Origin of the sequence: Bacillus suaedaesalsae (assembly GCF_016890225.1) — a bacterium.
In the GTDB taxonomy this organism is placed as follows: domain Bacteria; phylum Bacillota; class Bacilli; order Bacillales; family SA4; genus Bacillus_BS; species Bacillus_BS suaedaesalsae.
In genome coordinates, this window is record NZ_JAFELM010000002.1 from 18,195 (window position 1) to 37,963 (window position 19,769).

Sequence of the window (19,769 nt, forward strand, 5' to 3'; positions counted from 1 at the left end):
GACAAGCGTCCAAACTAGCATGGAAAAACAATGGTATGTTATTCATACATATTCTGGCTATGAGAACAAGGTAAAAGCAAACCTTGAGAAGCGTGTTGAATCAATGGGAATGCAAGATAAGATCTTCCGTGTAATCGTACCAGAAGAAGAAGAAACAGAGATCAAAAACGGTAAAAAGAAAGTAACAAAAAAGAAAGTATTCCCAGGCTATGTATTAGTTGAGATTATTGTAACTGATGACTCTTGGTATGTTGTTCGTAATACGCCAGGTGTTACAGGTTTCGTTGGCTCTGCAGGCTCTGGTTCTAAACCAACTCCTCTTCAACCAGAAGAAATTGCGTTTATTCTTAAACGCATGGGTATGGAACAAACGAGGATTGATGTTGATTTTGAATTGAAGGAAAGTGTAAGGGTAACAGAAGGTCCATTTGCTAACTTCACAGGCTCAATCGAAGAGATTGACAAAGTGAAGCAAAAAGCAAAAGTACATGTAAATATGTTCGGACGTGAAACGCCAGTTGAGCTAGACTTCTCACAAATTGAAAAATTATAAATAAAACTTGAAATCGCGAATGAAAAGTGGTAACATTGCATAGGTCAGTATGTCTTCTACTAGAGGACTATAGATTCTTTATTTAATAAAGAAGGATGAGTGGGAGGGCAGAGCCCTATTACCACATCACGGACTTTAAGGAGGTGTGTCTCGTGGCTAAAAAAGTTATTAAAATTGTAAAGCTTCAAATTCCTGCCGGTAAAGCGAACCCAGCACCACCAGTTGGACCAGCACTAGGTCAAGCAGGTGTTAACATCATGGGATTCTGTAAAGAATTCAATGCGCGTACGGCTGATCAAGCTGGATTAATTATTCCTGTTGAAATTACGGTATTTGAAGACCGTTCATTTACATTTATTACAAAAACTCCACCTGCTGCAGTATTGTTAAAAGTAGTAGCTGGAATTCAGTCTGGTTCTGGTGAACCAAACAAAAAGAAAGTTGCAACAGTTAAGCGTGATAAAGTACGCGAAATTGCTGAACAAAAAATGCCTGACTTAAATGCAGCAAGCGTTGAAGCTGCTATGAGAATGGTAGAAGGTACAGCACGCAGCATGGGTATTGTCATCGAAGACTAATCCTATGACTCGCTTATGGATGGCCGGGGTTGCGGATTTTGGACAGTTTCCATGTTCGCAACCTTTATTCGTGGGAGGTTATTCCGTTAAAACCACAATATAGGAGGAAATGAAAATGGCTAAAAGAGGTAAGAAGTATTTAGAAGCTGCTAAGCTTGTAGACCGTAACAAAGCATACGCTGTAGCTGAAGCGGTTGAACTTGTAAAAAAGACAAGTGTTGCTAAATTTGATGCTACTGTAGAAGCAGCTTTCCGTTTAGGGGTAGATCCTAAGAAAGCTGACCAACAAATTCGTGGTGCAGTAGTACTACCAAATGGTACTGGTAAAACTCAACGCGTATTAGTATTCGCGAAGGGTGAAAAGGCGAAAGAAGCAGAAGCTGCTGGAGCTGATTATGTAGGAGATGCAGACTACATTAACAAAATCAACCAAGGTTGGTTTGAGTTTGATGTAATCGTTGCTACACCTGATATGATGGGTGAAGTTGGTAAGCTTGGTCGTGTATTAGGACCTAAAGGTTTAATGCCAAACCCTAAGACTGGTACAGTTACATTTGATGTAACAAAAGCAGTTAACGAAATTAAAGCTGGTAAGGTTGAATACCGTGTTGATAAAGCGGGTATCATTCATGTTCCAGTTGGGAAAGTTTCTTTCGACGACCAAAAGCTTGTTGAAAACTTCGCAACTGTTTATGAAACACTTATGAAAGTTAAGCCAGCTGCAGCTAAAGGTACTTATGTGAAGAACGTTGCGTTAAGTTCTACAATGGGTCCTGGTGTACGAGTAGACTCTTCTACATTTACTCCAGTAAAATAAGCTTGCAAAATTAACCATATTGACATATAGCGTAATACGCTGTATTATATAAAATGTTGTTTCAAACAAATCATTTATACCGTAGACAGTAGGTGCTATCTTTATAGCTTAATAACCTACCGAGGTGATTAGATAAAAGATGCAAATTTATTTGCTATCGATTATTACCTCTATGTCTGTTAGATGTAGAGGTTTTTTAATACACCACATTGATCGGTATTGATGAAAGTAACTAACAGGAGGTGTAGGAATGAGCAGCGCAGTTGAACTTAAAAAACAAGTAGTAACTGAAATTGCTGACAAACTTCGTGATAGCAAATCAACAATCGTTGTAGACTACCGTGGTTTAACAGTTTCTCAAGTAACTGAATTACGTAAACAGCTTCGTGAAGCTGGTATTGATTTCAAAGTGTACAAAAACACTATGACTCGCCGTGCAGCTACTGATGCTGGATTAGAAGGGCTTAACGAATTCTTAACTGGTCCAAACGCAATTGCATTTGGTGGTGAAGATGTTATAGCTCCTGCTAAGATTCTTAACGAATTCGCTAAGAAAAACGAAAAGTTAGAAATTAAAGCTGGTGTTATCGAAGGTAACATTGCGACAGTAGAAGAAGTTAAGGCTCTTGCTGAACTTCCTTCTCGCGAAGGTTTACTTTCTATGTTGCTTAGTGTGCTACAAGCACCAATTCGCAATCTTGCTCTTGCTGCAAAAGCTGTTGCAGATCAAAAAGAAGAACAAGGCGCGTAATCTAGATTTACAATATGCATAACCAAAACTAACGCTTAAAAATAAAAGGAGGATATTTCTCATGACTAAAGAACAAATCATTGAAGCAGTTAAAAACATGACTGTTTTAGAACTTAACGACTTAGTAAAAGCTATCGAAGAAGAATTTGGTGTAACTGCTGCTGCTCCAGTAGCAATGGCAGGTGCTGGTGCTGCTGCTGTTGAAGAAAAGACTGAATTTGACGTAGTATTAGCAAGCGCTGGTGACCAAAAGATTAAGGTTATCAAGGTTGTTCGTGAAATCACTGGTCTTGGATTAAAAGAAGCTAAAGACTTAGTTGACAACACTCCAAAAGCTCTTAAAGAGGGAATTTCCAAAGAAGAAGCTGAAGAAATGAAAGCTAAACTTGAAGAAGTTGGAGCTAACGTTGAAGTTAAGTAATGTTAGTTAAAATGAGCTCGCTATTATAGCGAGCTTATTTTTATATCATTAAATAATAATTTTATCGTTTATTTCTGAAAGTGAATGATGATACTAGTTGGAGAAAGGGGGATAGTTATGAGTGAACATTATTATTCTCAAAATCCGTCAGTAGAAAGTAAACCTCAAAGACTTCAATATACGCTAAGGGGAACAGCTTTTTCTTTTATTACTGATCAAGGTGTATTTTCGAAAAGTGAAATTGACTACGGCTCAAGATTGTTGATTGAGACATTTGTGATGCCTGGTGTTGATGGAAAAATACTAGATGTCGGTTGTGGGTATGGACCAATTGGTTTATCGATTGCGAAAGAATTTCCGAATAGAAAAGTAGATATGGTCGATGTGAACGAACGAGCTATTACACTAGCGAAGAAAAATGCTGAATTGAATGAAATACATAATGTAAGTGTTTTTTACAGTGATGCTTTGAAGAATGTCGATCATGATGAATACGCAATAATCTTAACTAATCCGCCAATACGTGCTGGGAAGAGAACAGTTCATGAAATCTTTGAGAGTGGATTTGCCAAATTAATAAAAGGTGGCGAGATGTGGGTTGTGATCCAGAAGAAACAGGGTGCTCCATCTGCCATTGAAAAGTTAAAAACAATGTTTACAACTGTTGAAGTCATCACCAAAAGCAAAGGGTATTTGATTATTTGTGCAAAAAAATAATAAAAAAATTCTTGACAAAATGATTGACGGATAATTTTACCTATGTTAGCATTATATAATGCAAATATGTAATTTTTCCTTGTGTATTTTATATAAAAAATACGTATATTAATTGAATAACAAGGGAAAACTAATTCAATAGGACGCAAGTTTAAATGTGGTTTTCTAAAAGTAAAACCATTTTTCTTTTTGTCTTACGAATTAGTAGTTTGCTTAAGTTTTCATGGTGTGTGAAAACTAGTAAAGTTCTATTCATTGTTCATCATTACAGGTGCTTAAAAAAGGATCTGTTGTGAAATAAATACGCTTGATTTGAGGGGTGAATCAGTTGACAGGTCAACTAGTTCAGTACGGACGCCACCGCCAACGCAGAAGCTTTGCTCGTATTAGTGAGGTTCTAGAATTACCAAATCTTATTGAAATTCAAACCTCTTCATATCAATGGTTTCTTGATGAGGGATTGCGTGAAATGTTTCAAGACATTTCTCCGATTGAGGATTTTACAGGGAACTTATCACTTGAGTTTATAGACTACAGCCTAGGTGAACCGAAGTATGCTGTCGATGAATCGAAAGAGAGAGATGTTACATATTCTGCACCTTTAAGGGTGAAGGTTCGTCTACTTAATAAAGAGACAGGCGAAGTTAAAGAGCAAGATGTATTTATGGGGGATTTCCCATTAATGACAGAAACAGGTACGTTTGTCATCAATGGTGCTGAACGCGTAATTGTTTCTCAGCTTGTTCGTTCTCCTAGTGTGTATTATAGTGGAAAAATTGATAAGAACGGAAAGCGTGGATTCACGGCTACCGTTATTCCAAACCGTGGTGCTTGGCTTGAATATGAAACAGACGCTAAAGACGTCGTCTATGTTCGTATCGATCGTACACGAAAGCTACCAGTAACGGTTCTTTTGCGTGCCTTAGGGTTTGGTTCTGATCAAGAAATCATAGATTTATTAGGGGATAACGAGTATTTACGTAATACCCTTGATAAGGATAATACTGAAAACACAGAGAAAGCGTTGCTTGAAATCTATGAGCGCTTACGTCCGGGAGAGCCTCCGACTGTGGAAAATGCAAAGAATCTATTAGAATCACGATTCTTTGATCCGAAGCGTTATGATTTAGCTAACGTAGGTCGTTATAAGATTAATAAGAAATTACATATTAAGAATCGTTTATTCAACCAACGATTAGCAGACTCTCTAGTTGATCCTGAAACAGGTGAAATTTTAGTAGAAAAGGGTACTGTTCTTGACCGTCGTACGCTAGACCGTGTTTTACCTGCATTAGAAAAGAATATTGGCTTTGAAACACTTCGTCCATCATCTGGTGTAATTCAAGATGAGATTACATTACAATCTATCAAAATTTACGCTCCGGTTGAAGGCGAAGGAGACCGAGTAATCAATGTTTTAGGAAATGCAAACATTGATGAAAGTATTAAGAATATCACACCTGGTGATATTATTGCTTCTATTAGCTATTTCTTTAACTTGTTATATAAAGTGGGAGATACAGATGATATTGACCACCTAGGTAACCGTCGTTTACGTTCTGTTGGTGAATTACTTCAAAACCAATTCCGTATCGGCCTATCTAGAATGGAGCGTGTGGTAAGAGAGAGAATGTCTATTCAAGACACGAATGCTATTACTCCACAAGCTTTAATCAACATTCGTCCTGTTATTGCCTCCATTAAGGAGTTCTTTGGTAGCTCGCAGTTATCTCAGTTCATGGACCAAACTAATCCATTAGCTGAATTAACACATAAGCGTAGATTATCTGCATTAGGACCTGGTGGTTTAACTCGTGAACGTGCTGGCTTCGAAGTGCGTGACGTTCACTACTCTCACTATGGCCGTATGTGTCCGATTGAAACGCCTGAAGGTCCAAATATCGGGTTGATTAACTCCTTATCTAGTTATGCGAAGGTAAACAGATTCGGATTTATTGAGACACCGTATCGAAAAGTTGATCCGGAAACTGGTAAGGTAACGAGTCAAATTGACTACTTAACAGCAGATGAAGAAGATAACTATGTAGTTGCTCAAGCAAACGCTAGATTGTCAGAAGATGGATCATTCGTAGATACAGACATCGTTGCACGTTTCCGTGGTGAAAACACAGTTGTTCACAGAGAACGTGTGGACTACATGGATGTATCTCCAAAACAAGTAGTATCTGCTGCAACAGCTTGTATTCCATTCTTAGAGAACGATGACTCAAACCGTGCGCTAATGGGTGCGAACATGCAACGTCAAGCAGTACCATTGTTAAATCCTGAATCTCCAATTGTTGGTACAGGTATGGAATACGTATCTGGAAAAGACTCAGGGGCTGCAGTTATTTGTAAACAACCAGGTATCGTTGAAAAGGTACAAGCGAAGGAAATTCTAGTACGTCGCTATACAGAAGTAGACGGGCAACGAGTTAAGGGTGATTTAGATCGTTATAAATTGCAGAAATTCATCCGTTCAAATCAAGGTACTTGCTACAACCAACGTCCAATCGTAAGTGCGGGCGACGAAGTGGTGAAAGGTGAGATCTTAGCAGACGGACCATCTATGGAAAAAGGTGAGTTAGCACTAGGACGAAATGTGTTAGTAGCATTCATGACATGGGATGGTTATAACTACGAGGATGCAATCATCATGAGTGAGCGTCTTGTAAAAGATGATGTATATACTTCTGTTCATATTGAAGAATACGAATCAGAAGCTCGTGATACGAAGCTTGGACCAGAAGAAATCACGCGTGATATTCCGAACGTTGGGGAAGAAGCATTGAAAAACCTAGACGAACGTGGAATTATCCGTATCGGTGCAGAAGTAAAAGACGGAGATTTACTAGTAGGGAAAGTAACACCTAAGGGAGTAACTGAACTAACGGCTGAAGAACGTCTATTACATGCAATCTTCGGAGAAAAGGCTCGTGAAGTGCGTGATACATCACTGCGTGTTCCACATGGTGGAGGCGGTATCGTTCTAGATGTAAAAGTGTTTAACCGTGAAGATGGTGATGAGTTACCTCCTGGTGTTAACCAACTAGTACGCGCATATATCGTTCAGAAGCGTAAAATCTCTGAAGGAGATAAGATGGCAGGTCGACACGGTAATAAAGGGGTTATCTCCCGTATTTTACCTGAAGAAGAAATGCCTTTCCTACCAGATGGTACACCAGTTGATATCATGTTAAATCCACTAGGAGTTCCATCACGTATGAATATCGGTCAGGTGTTAGAGTTGCATTTAGGTATGGCAGCTAGAAAACTTGGTATCCATGTTGCTTCTCCTGTATTTGACGGAGCGCGTGAAGAAGATGTTTGGGGTACGCTTCAAGAAGCAGGTATGTCACGTGACGCTAAGACAGTCCTATACGATGGTCGTACGGGTGAGCCGTTTGATAACCGTGTATCTGTTGGTGTCATGTATATGATCAAACTTGCGCACATGGTTGATGACAAATTGCATGCTCGTTCAACTGGACCATACTCACTTGTTACGCAACAACCACTTGGTGGTAAAGCACAATTCGGTGGTCAGCGTTTTGGAGAGATGGAGGTATGGGCGCTTGAAGCATACGGTGCAGCATACACGTTACAAGAAATTCTTACTGTTAAGTCTGATGACGTTGTTGGACGTGTGAAGACATACGAAGCAATCGTTAAAGGTGAAAACGTACCAGAGCCGGGAGTTCCTGAATCATTCAAGGTATTAATTAAGGAACTTCAAAGTTTAGGTATGGATGTCAAGATCTTATCAAGTGATGATAAGGAAATTGAAATGAGAGACCTTGATGATGACGACGATCAGTCTTCAGATAAGTTAAATATTGATATAGAAGCAAACGAAATTTAAAGCGTAGTAATAAGAAATGAATGGGGTAAAGAGAAATCGAGTGAATTGATTTCTCTTTCCAGTCTTTTCAAATCACTACATATATAAAAAGTAACCGCAGCCTTTCGTATTAGAACTGAATAGTATTTCCACATATAAGGTCAGTCTAAGCACCTGACGTTAAAATTAAGGGAGGTAGGCCCCTTGCTAGATGTCAATAATTTTGAGTATATGAAAATTGGACTTTCTTCACCTGACAAGATTCGTTCATGGTCATTTGGAGAAGTTAAAAAGCCAGAAACAATCAATTACCGTACACTAAAGCCAGAAAAGGACGGCTTATTCTGCGAACGTATTTTTGGACCTACAAAGGACTGGGAATGTCATTGCGGTAAATATAAGCGTGTTCGTTACAAAGGTGTAGTTTGTGATCGTTGTGGTGTAGAAGTAACTCGTGCGAAAGTTCGTCGTGAGCGAATGGGACACATTGAATTAGCTGCACCAGTTTCTCATATTTGGTATTTCAAAGGAATTCCAAGTCGTATGGGTCTAGTGTTAGACATGTCTCCACGTGCTTTAGAGGAAGTGATTTACTTTGCTTCTTACGTTGTCACAGAGACAGGAGACACACCGTTAGAGAAAAAACAACTCCTTTCTGAGAAGGAATATCGTGCATATCGTGAAAAGTATGGTCAATCGTTCCAAGCATCAATGGGAGCTGAGGCTGTAAAGAAACTATTGCAAGATATTGAACTTGAAAAAGAAGTAACTGGATTAAAGGAAGAACTTAAAACAGCTCAAGGACAACGTCGTACTAGAGCAATTAAGCGACTAGAAGTACTAGAAGCATTCAGAAACTCAGGGAATGAGCCATCATGGATGATTTTAGATGTACTTCCTGTCATTCCACCAGAACTACGTCCAATGGTTCAATTAGACGGTGGACGTTTTGCGACTTCTGACTTAAACGATTTATATAGACGTGTTATTAACCGTAACAACCGTTTAAAGAGATTACTTGATCTTGGTGCTCCTAGCATTATCGTTCAAAACGAAAAACGTATGCTTCAAGAAGCTGTTGATGCATTAATCGATAACGGTCGTCGTGGTAGACCTGTAACGGGTCCTGGTAACAGACCATTAAAATCTCTTTCTCACATGCTGAAAGGGAAGCAAGGACGTTTCCGTCAGAACCTATTAGGTAAGCGTGTTGACTATTCAGGTCGTTCGGTTATCGTAGTAGGACCAAACTTAAAAATGTATCAATGTGGACTTCCTAAGGAAATGGCTCTAGAGCTATTTAAGCCATTCGTTATGAAGGAACTTGTTGAGCGAGGTTTAGCTCATAACATTAAGAGTGCGAAGCGTAAAATTGAACGCGTTCAGCCTGATGTTTGGGATGTTCTGGAATCTGTTATTAGAGAACACCCAGTATTACTGAATCGTGCCCCTACTCTTCACAGACTAGGAATTCAAGCGTTCGAACCAACATTAGTAGAAGGACGTGCAATTCGTCTACATCCGTTAGTATGTACAGCGTATAACGCTGACTTTGACGGAGACCAAATGGCAGTTCACGTACCACTATCTGCAGAAGCGCAAGCAGAAGCTCGTTTACTAATGCTTGCTGCTCAAAACATTCTAAACCCTAAAGATGGTAAACCAGTTGTTACACCGTCACAGGATATGGTACTAGGAAACTATTACTTAACTCTTGAAAGAGCTGGTGCAATTGGTGAAGGTATGGTCTTTAAGGATACAAATGAAGCGTTAATTGCGTACCAAAATGGTTATGTACACCTTCATACACGTGTAGCTGTTCATGCTGGTTCGCTAAATAACGAAACATTCAATGAAGAGCGAAATAACATGTTGTTATTAACGACTGTTGGGAAGTTAATATTCAATGAAATCTTGCCGGCTTCTTTCCCTTATATCAACGAGCCAACTCAATATAACTTAGAGAAGGAAACTCCTGAGAAATATTTTGTTGCTAAAGGTACGGATATTAAGAAGGAAATCGAAAGTCGTGAAGAAATTACACCATTCAAAAAGAAGTATTTAGGAAATGTCATTGCTGAAGTGTTCAAGCGCTTTAAGATAACTGATACTTCTATGATGCTTGATAGAATGAAGGACCTTGGATTCCGTTATTCTACAAAGGCTGGTATTACAGTTGGTGTATCTGACATTATCGTATTACCTGAGAAGGAAGTTATTATTAACGAAGCTCAAGGTAAAGTTGATACAGTTCTAAAGCAGTTTAGACGTGGTTTAATCACGGATGAAGAAAGATATGATCGTGTTATCTCAATCTGGAGTGCTGCTAAGGATGTAATCCAAGGCAAACTAATGGAATCACTAGAGAAACTGAATCCAATCTTCATGATGAGTGATTCAGGTGCCCGTGGTAACGCATCAAACTTTACGCAACTTGCTGGTATGCGTGGACTGATGGCCAACCCGGCTGGTCGTATCATTGAACTTCCGATTAAATCAAGTTTCCGTGAAGGGCTAACAGTACTTGAGTACTTTATCTCTACACACGGTGCGCGTAAAGGTCTTGCCGATACAGCACTAAAAACAGCTGACTCAGGTTACTTAACAAGACGTCTCGTTGATGTTGCTCAGGATGTAATTGTTCGTGAGGACGATTGCGGAACAGACCGTGGTCTAGTAGTAGCTTCATTAAAAGATGGTACTGAAGTAATTGAAAAACTGGACGAACGATTACTTGGTCGATATGCACGTAAGGCAATTAAGCACCCAGAAACAAATGAAGTTCTTGTAGAAGAGAACGGATTAATCACGGAAGATATCGCTCGTATTATTACAGAAGCTGGCATCGAAGAAGTAAGAATTCGATCAGCGTTTACATGTAATACTCGTCACGGTGTATGTAAGAAGTGTTACGGACGTAACCTTGCAACTGGTTCTGAAGTAGAAGTAGGGGAAGCAGTAGGTATTATTGCAGCTCAATCAATCGGTGAACCAGGAACTCAGTTAACGATGCGTACTTTCCATACAGGTGGGGTTGCCGGAGACGATATCACACAAGGTTTACCGCGTATCCAAGAACTTTTCGAAGCGCGTAATCCAAAGGGGCAAGCAACAATCTCTGAGATTGACGGTATTGTTTCTGCGATTAGCGATTCTAGAGATAAGCAAGAAATTACAATCCAAGGTGAAGTAGAAAGTAAGACTTATGTGGCTCCTTATGGCGCACGTATTAAAGTAACTGAAGGCCAAAAGATTGAACGTGGCCAAGAGTTAACTGAAGGTTCTATTGATCCGAAAGAATTGTTAAAAGTAAGAGATATTACAGCAGTTCAAGAATATCTACTTAAAGAAGTACAAAAAGTTTACCGTATGCAAGGGGTAGAAATTGGGGATAAGCACGTTGAGGTAATGGTACGTCAAATGCTTCGAAAGATTCGAGTAACAGATGCTGGAGATACAGATGTATTACCAGGATCATTACTAGAAGTTCACCAATTTACACAAGCGAACGAACAGGTTTTACTTGATGGAAAGCAACCTGCAACGGGTAGACCAGTACTACTTGGTATTACAAAAGCATCTCTTGAAACGGATTCATTCTTATCTGCAGCATCATTCCAAGAAACAACTCGTGTCTTAACTGATGCAGCGATTAAAGGTAAGCGTGATGAATTACTAGGACTAAAAGAGAATGTAATTATTGGTAAATTAGTACCTGCTGGTACAGGTATGGCTCGTTATCGTAAGGTGAGTCCTGTGTCGGCTACACAGTTAGCTAGTGAAGAGGCAGCTGCGTTGGAAGAAGCGAACTCAGAGTTGGAAACTGAAAAAGCCTTTTAATTTGAGCGGATATTTTTCAACAAATAGTTGACAAAGATTTGCAGAAAATGATACTATATCGAAGGTGCTCCTATAAAACCTGTTGCTTTGGAGGATATGAAAAATGTCTTATGAAAAAGTGTCACAGGCTTATCATGTGATTGTAGGAACAAAGCAAGCCATAAAAGCCCTAAAAAACAGCGAAGTAAAAGAAGTAGTAGTTGCAGAGGATGCGGATCAACGTGTAATCGTTAAGTTGATACAAACCGCTGAAGAACTACGAATACCTGTTACTAGAGTTGATTCGATGAAGAAGCTTGGGAAAGCTTGTGGAATCGAAGTGGGCGCTGCTGCAGTAGCGATTACTAATTAAAAACTGTTTTTGTGGAACAGTCTCGAGCTGTTCTACAAAAACTTTGTTTTTGCCCAGTTATGAACCACCTGGGTGTGTGGAATTAAACTTGAAGGGAGGAAAACAACATGCCAACTATTAACCAATTAGTTCGTAAAGGACGCGAGAGCAAGATTGAAAAATCAAAGTCTCCTGCTCTAAATAAAGGTTATAACAGTTTCAAGAAGGTACAAACTAACGTATCTTCTCCACAAAAACGTGGCGTTTGTACTCGTGTAGGTACAATGACACCAAAGAAGCCAAACTCAGCATTACGTAAATATGCTCGTGTACGTTTAACTAACGGAATCGAGGTAACTGCGTACATTCCGGGGATTGGTCACAACCTACAAGAACACAGTGTAGTGCTTATCCGTGGAGGTCGTGTAAAAGACTTACCAGGGGTACGTTATCACATCGTTCGTGGTGCACTTGACACTGCTGGTGTAGACAAGCGTATGCAAGGTCGTTCTAAGTACGGAACAAAGAGACCAAAAGCTGCAAAGAAGTAATTTGAGTTTAAATATGAATAAATTATAGGAAAGGGGGACATAACATGCCACGTAAAGGTCCTGTTGCAAAGAGAGACGTATTGCCAGATCCGATTTACAAATCAAAGCTTGTAACTCGTTTAATCAACCGCATGATGATCGATGGTAAGAGAGGTAAATCTCAAGCTATCCTTTATAAAGCTTTCGAACTAGTGAAAGAACGCTCTGGTAAGGAGCCGATGGAAGTATTCGAACAAGCTATGAAAAATGTTATGCCAGTTCTAGAAGTAAAAGCACGTCGTGTTGGTGGAGCAAACTACCAAGTACCTATCGAGGTACGTCCAGACCGTCGTACGACTTTAGGTCTTCGCTACCTAGTTAACTATTCACGTCTTCGTGGAGAAAAGACTATGGAAGAGCGTTTAGCTAACGAAATTCTAGATGCTGCTAATAACACTGGTGCTTCAGTTAAGAAGCGCGAAGATATGCACAAAATGGCAGAAGCTAACAAAGCATTTGCTCACTACCGTTGGTAGGATTAATTTAGTCAAAAGAGGTAAAGAGCTGCGAATTCTGATTCATTGGCTCTTTTCCTCGATTCTTGATAAATTCTCACAAAAAAACTAACTTCTAAATGGAAGGAGAAAGACCAAATGGCAAGAGAGTTCTCCTTAGATAATACTCGTAATATCGGGATCATGGCACACATTGATGCTGGTAAAACAACAACTACAGAACGTGTCCTTTATTACACTGGTCGTATACATAAGATTGGTGAAACACATGAAGGTGCGTCTCAAATGGACTGGATGGAGCAAGAGCAAGAACGTGGTATTACAATCACTTCTGCAGCAACAACTGCATCGTGGAAAGGTCACCGCGTTAACATTATCGACACTCCAGGACACGTAGACTTTACTGTAGAAGTTGAACGTTCACTTCGTGTATTAGACGGCGCTGTAGCTGTACTTGATGCACAATCAGGAGTTGAACCACAAACTGAAACAGTTTGGCGTCAAGCTACAACATACGGAGTACCGCGTGTTGTATTCGTAAACAAAATGGACAAAATTGGTGCTGACTTCTTATATTCTGTAGGTACGATCCATGACCGTCTTCAAGCTAATGCTGCTCCAATTCAATTACCAATTGGTGCTGAAGATCAGTTCTCTGCAATCATTGACCTTGTAGAAATGAATGCAACATTCTACGGTAATGACTTAGGAACTGACATTGAAGTTCGTGAAATCCCAGAAGAATATATTGACCAAGCAAATGAGTACCGTGAAAAGTTAATTGAAGCAGTTGCAGAACTTGATGAAGAATTAATGGAGAGATACCTTGGTGGAGAAGAAATCTCTAACGAAGAGCTAAAAGCTGCGATTCGTAAAGGTGTTGTAAACGTTGAGTTCTTCCCGGTAATCTGTGGATCTGCATTCAAAAACAAAGGTGTTCAAAAAATGTTAGATGCAGTAATCGACTATCTTCCATCTCCATTAGATGTACCAGCTATCAAAGGTATACTTCCGGATTCAGATGAAGAAGTAACACGTCCTTCAAGCGACTCTGAGCCGTTCTCAGCTCTAGCGTTTAAGGTAATGACTGACCCTTACGTTGGGAAATTAACGTTCTTCCGTGTGTACTCAGGTACATTGAGCTCGGGATCATACGTACAAAACTCAACAAAAGGTAAGCGTGAGCGTATCGGTCGTATCTTACAAATGCATGCAAATAGCCGAGAAGAAATCTCAATGGTTTACGCTGGTGACATTGCTGCAGCTGTAGGTTTAAAAGATACTACTACTGGAGATACACTATGTGACGAAAAAGCACTAGTTATCCTAGAATCTATGAACTTCCCTGAGCCTGTAATTCAGTTATCAGTTGAGCCGAAGTCAAAAGCTGACCAAGACAAAATGACAACTGCCTTACAAAAGCTTCAAGAGGAAGACCCAACGTTCAGAGCACACACTGACCAAGAGACAGGTCAAACAATCATCGCTGGTATGGGTGAACTTCACTTAGATATTATCGTTGATCGTATGAGACGTGAATTCAAGGTTGAAGCTAACGTTGGTGCGCCACAAGTTGCATACCGTGAAACTTTCCGTGGTTCTGCTTCTGTAGAAGGTAAGTTTGCACGTCAATCTGGTGGTCGTGGGCAATACGGACACGTTTGGATTGAATTCTCACCAAACGAAGAAGGAAAAGGTTTTGAATTCGAAAATGGAATTGTTGGTGGTACTGTTCCTCGTGAATACGTACCAGCTGTTCAAGCAGGTCTAGAAGATGCATTGCAAAACGGTGTATTAGCTGGCTTCCCATTAGTAGATATCAAAGCAAGATTATTTGATGGATCTTACCATGATGTTGACTCTTCAGAAATGGCGTTTAAAATCGCTGCTTCAATGGCACTTAAGAATGCGGCTTCAAAATGTAGCCCAGTAGTACTTGAGCCTATCATGAGAGTCGAAGTTGTAATACCAGAAGAATATATGGGAGATATCATGGGTGGTATCACTGCTCGTCGTGGACGCGTAGAAGGTATGGAAGCTCGTGGTAACGCTCAAGTAGTACGTGCAATGGTTCCACTATCTGAAATGTTCGGATATGCAACTGCACTACGTTCTAACACTCAAGGTCGTGGTGTGTTTACAATGCACTTTGATCACTATGAAGATGTTCCAAAGAGTGTACAAGAAGAAATTATCAAAAAAAATAAAGGTGAATAATTGATTTTCACCTCATTCTAAAGTATAACTACTTATGTAAGTCTTGAAAGTGAATCTGTACCTCGTGCAGACACTTTCATGCATTACATACTTATATAACTAGTATAAATTCATTTAATTTTAAGGAGGATTTTGAAATGGGTAAAGAGAAATTTGACCGTTCCAAAACGCATGCTAACATTGGTACAATCGGACACGTTGACCATGGTAAAACTACATTAACAGCTGCTATCACTGTAACTCTTCACAAGAAGTACGGAAGAGGAACTGCAATGGCATATGATCAAATCGATGCTGCTCCAGAAGAAAGAGAGCGTGGTATCACAATCTCAACTGCACACGTTGAGTACGAAACTGAAACTCGTCACTATGCACACGTTGACTGCCCAGGACATGCTGACTATGTTAAGAACATGATCACTGGTGCTGCTCAAATGGACGGTGGTATCCTGGTAGTATCTGCTACTGATGGTCCAATGCCACAAACTCGTGAGCACATCCTTTTATCTCGTCAAGTAGGTGTACCATACCTTGTAGTATTCTTAAACAAGTGTGATATGGTAGACGACGAAGAATTATTAGAATTAGTAGAAATGGAAGTACGTGACCTATTAACAGAATACAACTTCCCTGGTGATGACACTCCAGTTATCCGTGGATCTGCTCTTAAAGCTCTTGAAGGAGAAGCAGAATGGGAAGAGAAAATCTATGAATTAATGGATGCTGTTGACAGCTACATTCCAAACCCTGAGCGTGAAACTGATAAGCCATTCATGATGCCTGTTGAGGATGTATTCTCAATCACAGGTCGTGGTACAGTTGCTACAGGACGTGTAGAGCGTGGACAAGTAAAAGTTGGTGACGTAGTTGAGATCGTTGGTCTAACTGAAGAGCCTAAGTCTACTACTGTTACTGGTGTAGAAATGTTCCGTAAGCTTCTTGATTATGCAGAAGCTGGAGACAACATCGGTGCACTACTTCGTGGTGTATCTCGTGAAGAAATTGAGCGTGGTCAAGTACTTGCTAAGCCAGGTTCAGTTAAACCTCACACAAAGTTCAAAGCGGAAGTTTATGTTCTTTCTAAAGAAGAAGGTGGACGTCATACTCCATTCTTCACAAACTACCGTCCACAGTTTTTCTTCCGTACTTCGGATGTAACTGGTGTTTGTAACCTACCTGAAGGTGTAGAAATGGTTATGCCTGGAGACAACATCGAAATGACTGTTGAACTAATTGCTCCAATCGCAATTGAAGAAGGTACTAAGTTCTCTATCCGTGAAGGTGGACGTACTGTAGGTGCTGGAGTAGTTGCTACAATTACTGAATAATCATTAATTGACTTAAACAGATCCACTTATGTGGGTCTGTTTTTTTATGAATTGAACTTGATAAAATACAGAGTTGATATTCTTGATTATGGCGAAAACGTAAGACCGCGGAGGAGTTTTACAAGAAGAAGACTCCTGGCATCGGCGGTATGCGAAATTTGACAATGATGTTAAAGAAACTATAAATTATATATGATAAAATACCGAAGTGCTTTAGAAACAGTAGTACATATACATAAAGATAATTAAACAAAATTTCTTCCTATTAATATAGAAGGAAAAATGTAAACGTTAACTGAAATTATTTACCTTTTTGATGTAGTTGATTTAAATAAAAGTAGATTGTATAATAACAAAGGTGCTAAGAACAGAAATTATTCATGTTTTTGTTGCATTCATTAATTATTTTATATATAATAGACAATGTTGGTCTTTGACTGCGATGATGTGGAAGGTTGCTGATACACCCGGCCGCTTTGCCATGGCGAGTGTAGGGAAATTTCCACTGAGAACTGTCTATTTTAAAAAATAGGCGAAAAGGAGGGAAAATAATGGCAAAAGAAAAAATTCGTATCCGTTTAAAGGCGTATGATCACAGAATTCTAGACCAATCTGCTGAAAAGATTGTTGAAACTGCAAAGCGTTCTGGTGCTAATGTTTCAGGACCGATTCCGTTACCAACAGAGAAATCTATTTACACAATCTTACGTGCGGTTCATAAATATAAGGATTCTCGTGAGCAATTCGAAATGCGTACACATAAGCGCTTAATCGACATCATTAATCCAACGCCTCAAACAGTTGATTCTCTAATGAGATTAGACTTACCATCTGGCGTAGATATCGAAATTAAACTTTAATCAAAAATAGTTAATAGAATTTTAGGAGGTGTGACTAATGACCAAAGGAATCTTAGGTAGAAAAATCGGTATGACGCAGGTGTTTACTGAAAATGGTGACCTTGTTGCTGTAACAGTAGTTGAAGCTGCTCCAAACGTAGTTCTTCAAAAGAAGACTGCTGAAACTGATGGTTATGAAGCTATTCAATTAGGTTTTGATGACCTAAAAGAAAACCGCGCTAACAAGCCAGCTAAGGGCCATGCAGGAAAGGCAAACACTGCACCTAAGCGCTTCATCCGTGAATTAAAAGGAACTTCTGAATTAGAAGTTGGTCAGGAAGTCAAGGTAGATGTTTTCACAGAAGGTGAAACAGTAGATGTAACAGGAATTTCGAAAGGGAAAGGTTTCCAAGGTACAATTAAGCGCCATGGACAATCTCGTGGACCAATGTCCCACGGTTCTCGTTATCATCGTCGTCCTGGTTCAATGGGACCAGTTGCTCCAAACCGTGTATTCAAAGGTAAAGCTTTACCTGGACAAATGGGTGGAGAAAGAATTACTGTACAAAACTTAGAGATTGTTAAGGTAGATGTAGAACGTAACCTATTATTAATTAAAGGTAACGTACCAGGTGCTAAAAAATCTCTAGTTACTGTAAAGAGCGCAGTTAAAGCGAACTAAATATTTACGAGAAAGGAGGAGTACAAATGCCAAAAGTTGCATTGTATAACCAAACAGGTTCAACTGTTGGAGAAATCGAATTAAACGATTCTGTATTCGGAATTGAACCAAACGAAAGTGTACTATTTGATGCAGTTATCATGCAAAGAGCTTCCTTACGTCAAGGATCTCATAAAGTAAAAAATCGTTCAGAAGTACGTGGTGGTGGTCGTAAGCCATGGCGTCAAAAGGGAACTGGTCGTGCTCGTCAAGGTTCTATCCGTTCTCCACAATGGCGTGGTGGTGGTATCGTATTCGGTCCAACTCCAAGAAGCTACAGCTTCAAATTACCTAAAAAAGTACGCCGTTTAGCTATTAAATCTGCTTTATCTACTAAAGTGCTTGAAGAAAACATCTTAGTACTAGATAACCTAACATTAGCTGCTCCAAAAACAAAGGAAATGGCTAATGTATTAACTGGTCTAAATGTTGAAAGAAAGGCATTAATCGTAACTGCTGACTTCAATGAAGCGGTTGCATTATCTGCTCGTAATATTCCTGGAGTAACTGTTGTTGCTGCTGATGGAATTAACGTTCTTGATGTACTTAACCACGATAAGCTTTTAATGACTAAAGCAGCGGTGGAAAAAGTAGAGGAGGTGCTTGCATAATGAAAGATCCTCGTGATATTATTAAGCGCCCCGTTATTACGGAACAAACGGCTGACTTAATGGCTGAAAAGAAGTATACTTTTGAAGTAGATCTTCGCGCTAATAAGACAGAAGTTAAACATGCTATTGAGGAAATCTTTAGCGTTAAAGTTGAAAAAGTAAACGTTCAAAACTATAAAGGTAAGTTCAAGCGTATGGGTCGTCACGCTGGATACACTCCACGTCGTAGAAAAGCGATCGTTAAGCTAACTGCTGATAGTAAAGAAATAGAATTCTTTGAAGTTTAATTTCATAGAGAAGGAGGGAAAACAAAATGGCGATTAAAAAGTATAAACCAACCTCTAATGGTCGACGTAATATGACAGCATCTGATTTTGCTGAAATTACTACGGATAAGCCAGAAAAATCACTTTTGGCTCCGTTAAGCAAGAAAGCTGGTCGTAACAACCAAGGTAAAATTACTGTTCGTCACCAAGGTGGTGGACATAAGCGCCAATACCGTATTATCGACTTTAAGCGCGATAAAGATGGTATACCAGGACGCGTTGCTACAATCGAGTATGATCCAAACCGTTCTGCGAACATCGCATTAATTAACTATGTTGATGGAGAAAAGAGATATATCCTAGCTCCTAAAGGATTAACAGTAGGACTAGAAATTATGTCTGGTACTGAGGCAGATATTAAAGTAGGTAATGCTTTACCACTTGCAAATATCCCTGTTGGTACAGTTATCCACAACATCGAACTTAAGCCAGGTAAAGGTGGACAATTAGTACGTTCTGCTGGTACTTCTGCACAAGTATTAGGTAAAGAAGGAAAGTATGTACTAGTTCGTTTAAACTCTGGTGAAGTTCGTATGATTCTAGCTACTTGCCGTGCTACTGTAGGTCAAGTAGGTAATGAACAACATGAACTAATCAAAATCGGTAAAGCAGGTCGTTCTCGTTGGTTAGGTAAGCGCCCAACTGTACGTGGATCTGTAATGAACCCTAACGATCACCCACACGGTGGTGGTGAAGGACGTTCTCCTATCGGACGTAAGTCTCCAATGACTCCTTGGGGTAAACCAACTCTTGGATTCAAGACTCGTAAGAAGAAGAACAAGTCTGACAAGTTTATCGTTCGTCGTCGTAAAAAATAACGGAGTTGTACTTGC

Annotated in this window: 18 protein-coding genes and 1 other annotated feature; all 18 genes read left to right on the top strand. The window is 39.6% G+C overall.

Annotation, left to right across the window (positions count from 1 at the left end; all coding sequences use genetic code 11):
- The first annotated feature begins 19 nt into the window (after positions 1–19).
- Positions 20–553 carry a transcription termination/antitermination protein NusG gene (nusG, locus tag JR050_RS00260; protein ID WP_149221311.1) on the top strand — a complete coding sequence of 178 codons (534 nt, stop codon included), beginning with the start codon at positions 20–22 and terminating at the stop codon, positions 551–553.
- Positions 554–705: 152 nt separating this feature from the next.
- A complete protein-coding gene (gene rplK / locus JR050_RS00265) occupies positions 706–1,131 on the top strand; it encodes a 50S ribosomal protein L11 (RefSeq protein WP_149221310.1) in 426 nt (141 codons plus the stop codon).
- A gap of 115 nt (positions 1,132–1,246) precedes the next feature.
- Positions 1,247–1,948 (top strand): 50S ribosomal protein L1, encoded by a 702-nt coding sequence (rplA, locus tag JR050_RS00270; protein WP_204201534.1) that lies wholly within the window; start codon positions 1,247–1,249, stop codon positions 1,946–1,948.
- A gap of 61 nt (positions 1,949–2,009) precedes the next feature.
- Positions 2,010–2,155, top strand: a sequence feature (ribosomal protein L10 leader region).
- Positions 2,156–2,198: 43 nt separating this feature from the next.
- The gene (gene rplJ / locus JR050_RS00275; RefSeq protein WP_204201535.1) at positions 2,199–2,699 is read left to right on the top strand and encodes a 50S ribosomal protein L10; all 501 of its coding nucleotides are present in this window, start codon (positions 2,199–2,201) and stop codon (positions 2,697–2,699) included.
- 61 nt (positions 2,700–2,760) lie between these two features.
- On the top strand, positions 2,761–3,120 hold the full coding sequence (gene rplL / locus JR050_RS00280) for a 50S ribosomal protein L7/L12 (RefSeq protein WP_204201536.1): 360 nt from the start codon (positions 2,761–2,763) through the stop codon (positions 3,118–3,120).
- A gap of 117 nt (positions 3,121–3,237) precedes the next feature.
- Positions 3,238–3,837 (top strand): class I SAM-dependent methyltransferase, encoded by a 600-nt coding sequence (locus JR050_RS00285; RefSeq protein WP_204201537.1) that lies wholly within the window; start codon positions 3,238–3,240, stop codon positions 3,835–3,837.
- Positions 3,838–4,165: 328 nt separating this feature from the next.
- Entirely contained in the window at positions 4,166–7,699 is a 3,534-nt protein-coding gene (gene rpoB / locus JR050_RS00290; protein ID WP_204201538.1) for a DNA-directed RNA polymerase subunit beta, read from the top strand.
- 183 nt (positions 7,700–7,882) lie between these two features.
- On the top strand, positions 7,883–11,518 hold the full coding sequence (gene rpoC / locus JR050_RS00295; protein WP_204201539.1) for a DNA-directed RNA polymerase subunit beta': 3,636 nt from the start codon (positions 7,883–7,885) through the stop codon (positions 11,516–11,518).
- Between the two features lie 103 nt (positions 11,519–11,621).
- The gene (locus JR050_RS00300; protein WP_204201540.1) at positions 11,622–11,870 is read left to right on the top strand and encodes a 50S ribosomal protein L7ae-like protein; all 249 of its coding nucleotides are present in this window, start codon (positions 11,622–11,624) and stop codon (positions 11,868–11,870) included.
- A 107-nt stretch (positions 11,871–11,977) separates the two neighbouring features.
- Positions 11,978–12,400, top strand: coding sequence for a 30S ribosomal protein S12 (gene rpsL / locus JR050_RS00305; RefSeq protein WP_149221302.1), 423 nt, complete (start codon positions 11,978–11,980; stop codon positions 12,398–12,400).
- 44 nt (positions 12,401–12,444) lie between these two features.
- Positions 12,445–12,915 carry a 30S ribosomal protein S7 gene (gene rpsG, locus JR050_RS00310; protein ID WP_204201541.1) on the top strand — a complete coding sequence of 157 codons (471 nt, stop codon included), beginning with the start codon at positions 12,445–12,447 and terminating at the stop codon, positions 12,913–12,915.
- Positions 12,916–13,032: 117 nt separating this feature from the next.
- Positions 13,033–15,111, top strand: a complete 2,079-nt coding sequence (gene fusA / locus JR050_RS00315; RefSeq protein WP_204201542.1) for an elongation factor G — start codon at positions 13,033–13,035, stop codon at positions 15,109–15,111.
- A gap of 137 nt (positions 15,112–15,248) precedes the next feature.
- Positions 15,249–16,439, top strand: coding sequence for an elongation factor Tu (tuf, locus tag JR050_RS00320; protein ID WP_149221299.1), 1,191 nt, complete (start codon positions 15,249–15,251; stop codon positions 16,437–16,439).
- 551 nt (positions 16,440–16,990) lie between these two features.
- Complete coding sequence (gene rpsJ / locus JR050_RS00325) at positions 16,991–17,299, top strand: 30S ribosomal protein S10 (RefSeq protein ID WP_204201543.1); 309 nt, start codon at positions 16,991–16,993, stop codon at positions 17,297–17,299.
- Positions 17,300–17,336: 37 nt separating this feature from the next.
- Positions 17,337–17,960, top strand: coding sequence for a 50S ribosomal protein L3 (gene rplC / locus JR050_RS00330; protein WP_204201544.1), 624 nt, complete (start codon positions 17,337–17,339; stop codon positions 17,958–17,960).
- 26 nt (positions 17,961–17,986) lie between these two features.
- Positions 17,987–18,610: a 50S ribosomal protein L4 gene (rplD, locus tag JR050_RS00335; protein WP_204201545.1), complete on the top strand. Its 624-nt coding sequence runs from the start codon at positions 17,987–17,989 to the stop codon at positions 18,608–18,610.
- On the top strand, positions 18,610–18,897 hold the full coding sequence (gene rplW, locus JR050_RS00340) for a 50S ribosomal protein L23 (RefSeq protein WP_149221296.1): 288 nt from the start codon (positions 18,610–18,612) through the stop codon (positions 18,895–18,897). Before rplD ends, rplW begins: the two co-directional genes overlap by 1 nt.
- A gap of 26 nt (positions 18,898–18,923) precedes the next feature.
- A complete protein-coding gene (gene rplB, locus JR050_RS00345) occupies positions 18,924–19,754 on the top strand; it encodes a 50S ribosomal protein L2 (RefSeq protein ID WP_149221295.1) in 831 nt (276 codons plus the stop codon).
- Positions 19,755–19,769 lie beyond the last annotated feature (15 nt).

Coding starts and splice junctions, on each gene's coding strand:
- rplD (WP_204201545.1), top strand. CDS start 17,987: ATGCCAAAAGTTGCATTGTATAACCAAACAGGTTCAACTGTTGGAGAA.
- rplB (WP_149221295.1), top strand. CDS start 18,924: ATGGCGATTAAAAAGTATAAACCAACCTCTAATGGTCGACGTAATATG.
- rplJ (WP_204201535.1), top strand. CDS start 2,199: ATGAGCAGCGCAGTTGAACTTAAAAAACAAGTAGTAACTGAAATTGCT.
- JR050_RS00285 (WP_204201537.1), top strand. CDS start 3,238: ATGAGTGAACATTATTATTCTCAAAATCCGTCAGTAGAAAGTAAACCT.
- rplC (WP_204201544.1), top strand. CDS start 17,337: ATGACCAAAGGAATCTTAGGTAGAAAAATCGGTATGACGCAGGTGTTT.
- rpsG (WP_204201541.1), top strand. CDS start 12,445: ATGCCACGTAAAGGTCCTGTTGCAAAGAGAGACGTATTGCCAGATCCG.
- rplL (WP_204201536.1), top strand. CDS start 2,761: ATGACTAAAGAACAAATCATTGAAGCAGTTAAAAACATGACTGTTTTA.
- nusG (WP_149221311.1), top strand. CDS start 20: ATGGAAAAACAATGGTATGTTATTCATACATATTCTGGCTATGAGAAC.
- rpsJ (WP_204201543.1), top strand. CDS start 16,991: ATGGCAAAAGAAAAAATTCGTATCCGTTTAAAGGCGTATGATCACAGA.
- rpsL (WP_149221302.1), top strand. CDS start 11,978: ATGCCAACTATTAACCAATTAGTTCGTAAAGGACGCGAGAGCAAGATT.
- fusA (WP_204201542.1), top strand. CDS start 13,033: ATGGCAAGAGAGTTCTCCTTAGATAATACTCGTAATATCGGGATCATG.
- tuf (WP_149221299.1), top strand. CDS start 15,249: ATGGGTAAAGAGAAATTTGACCGTTCCAAAACGCATGCTAACATTGGT.
- JR050_RS00300 (WP_204201540.1), top strand. CDS start 11,622: ATGTCTTATGAAAAAGTGTCACAGGCTTATCATGTGATTGTAGGAACA.
- rplA (WP_204201534.1), top strand. CDS start 1,247: ATGGCTAAAAGAGGTAAGAAGTATTTAGAAGCTGCTAAGCTTGTAGAC.
- rplW (WP_149221296.1), top strand. CDS start 18,610: ATGAAAGATCCTCGTGATATTATTAAGCGCCCCGTTATTACGGAACAA.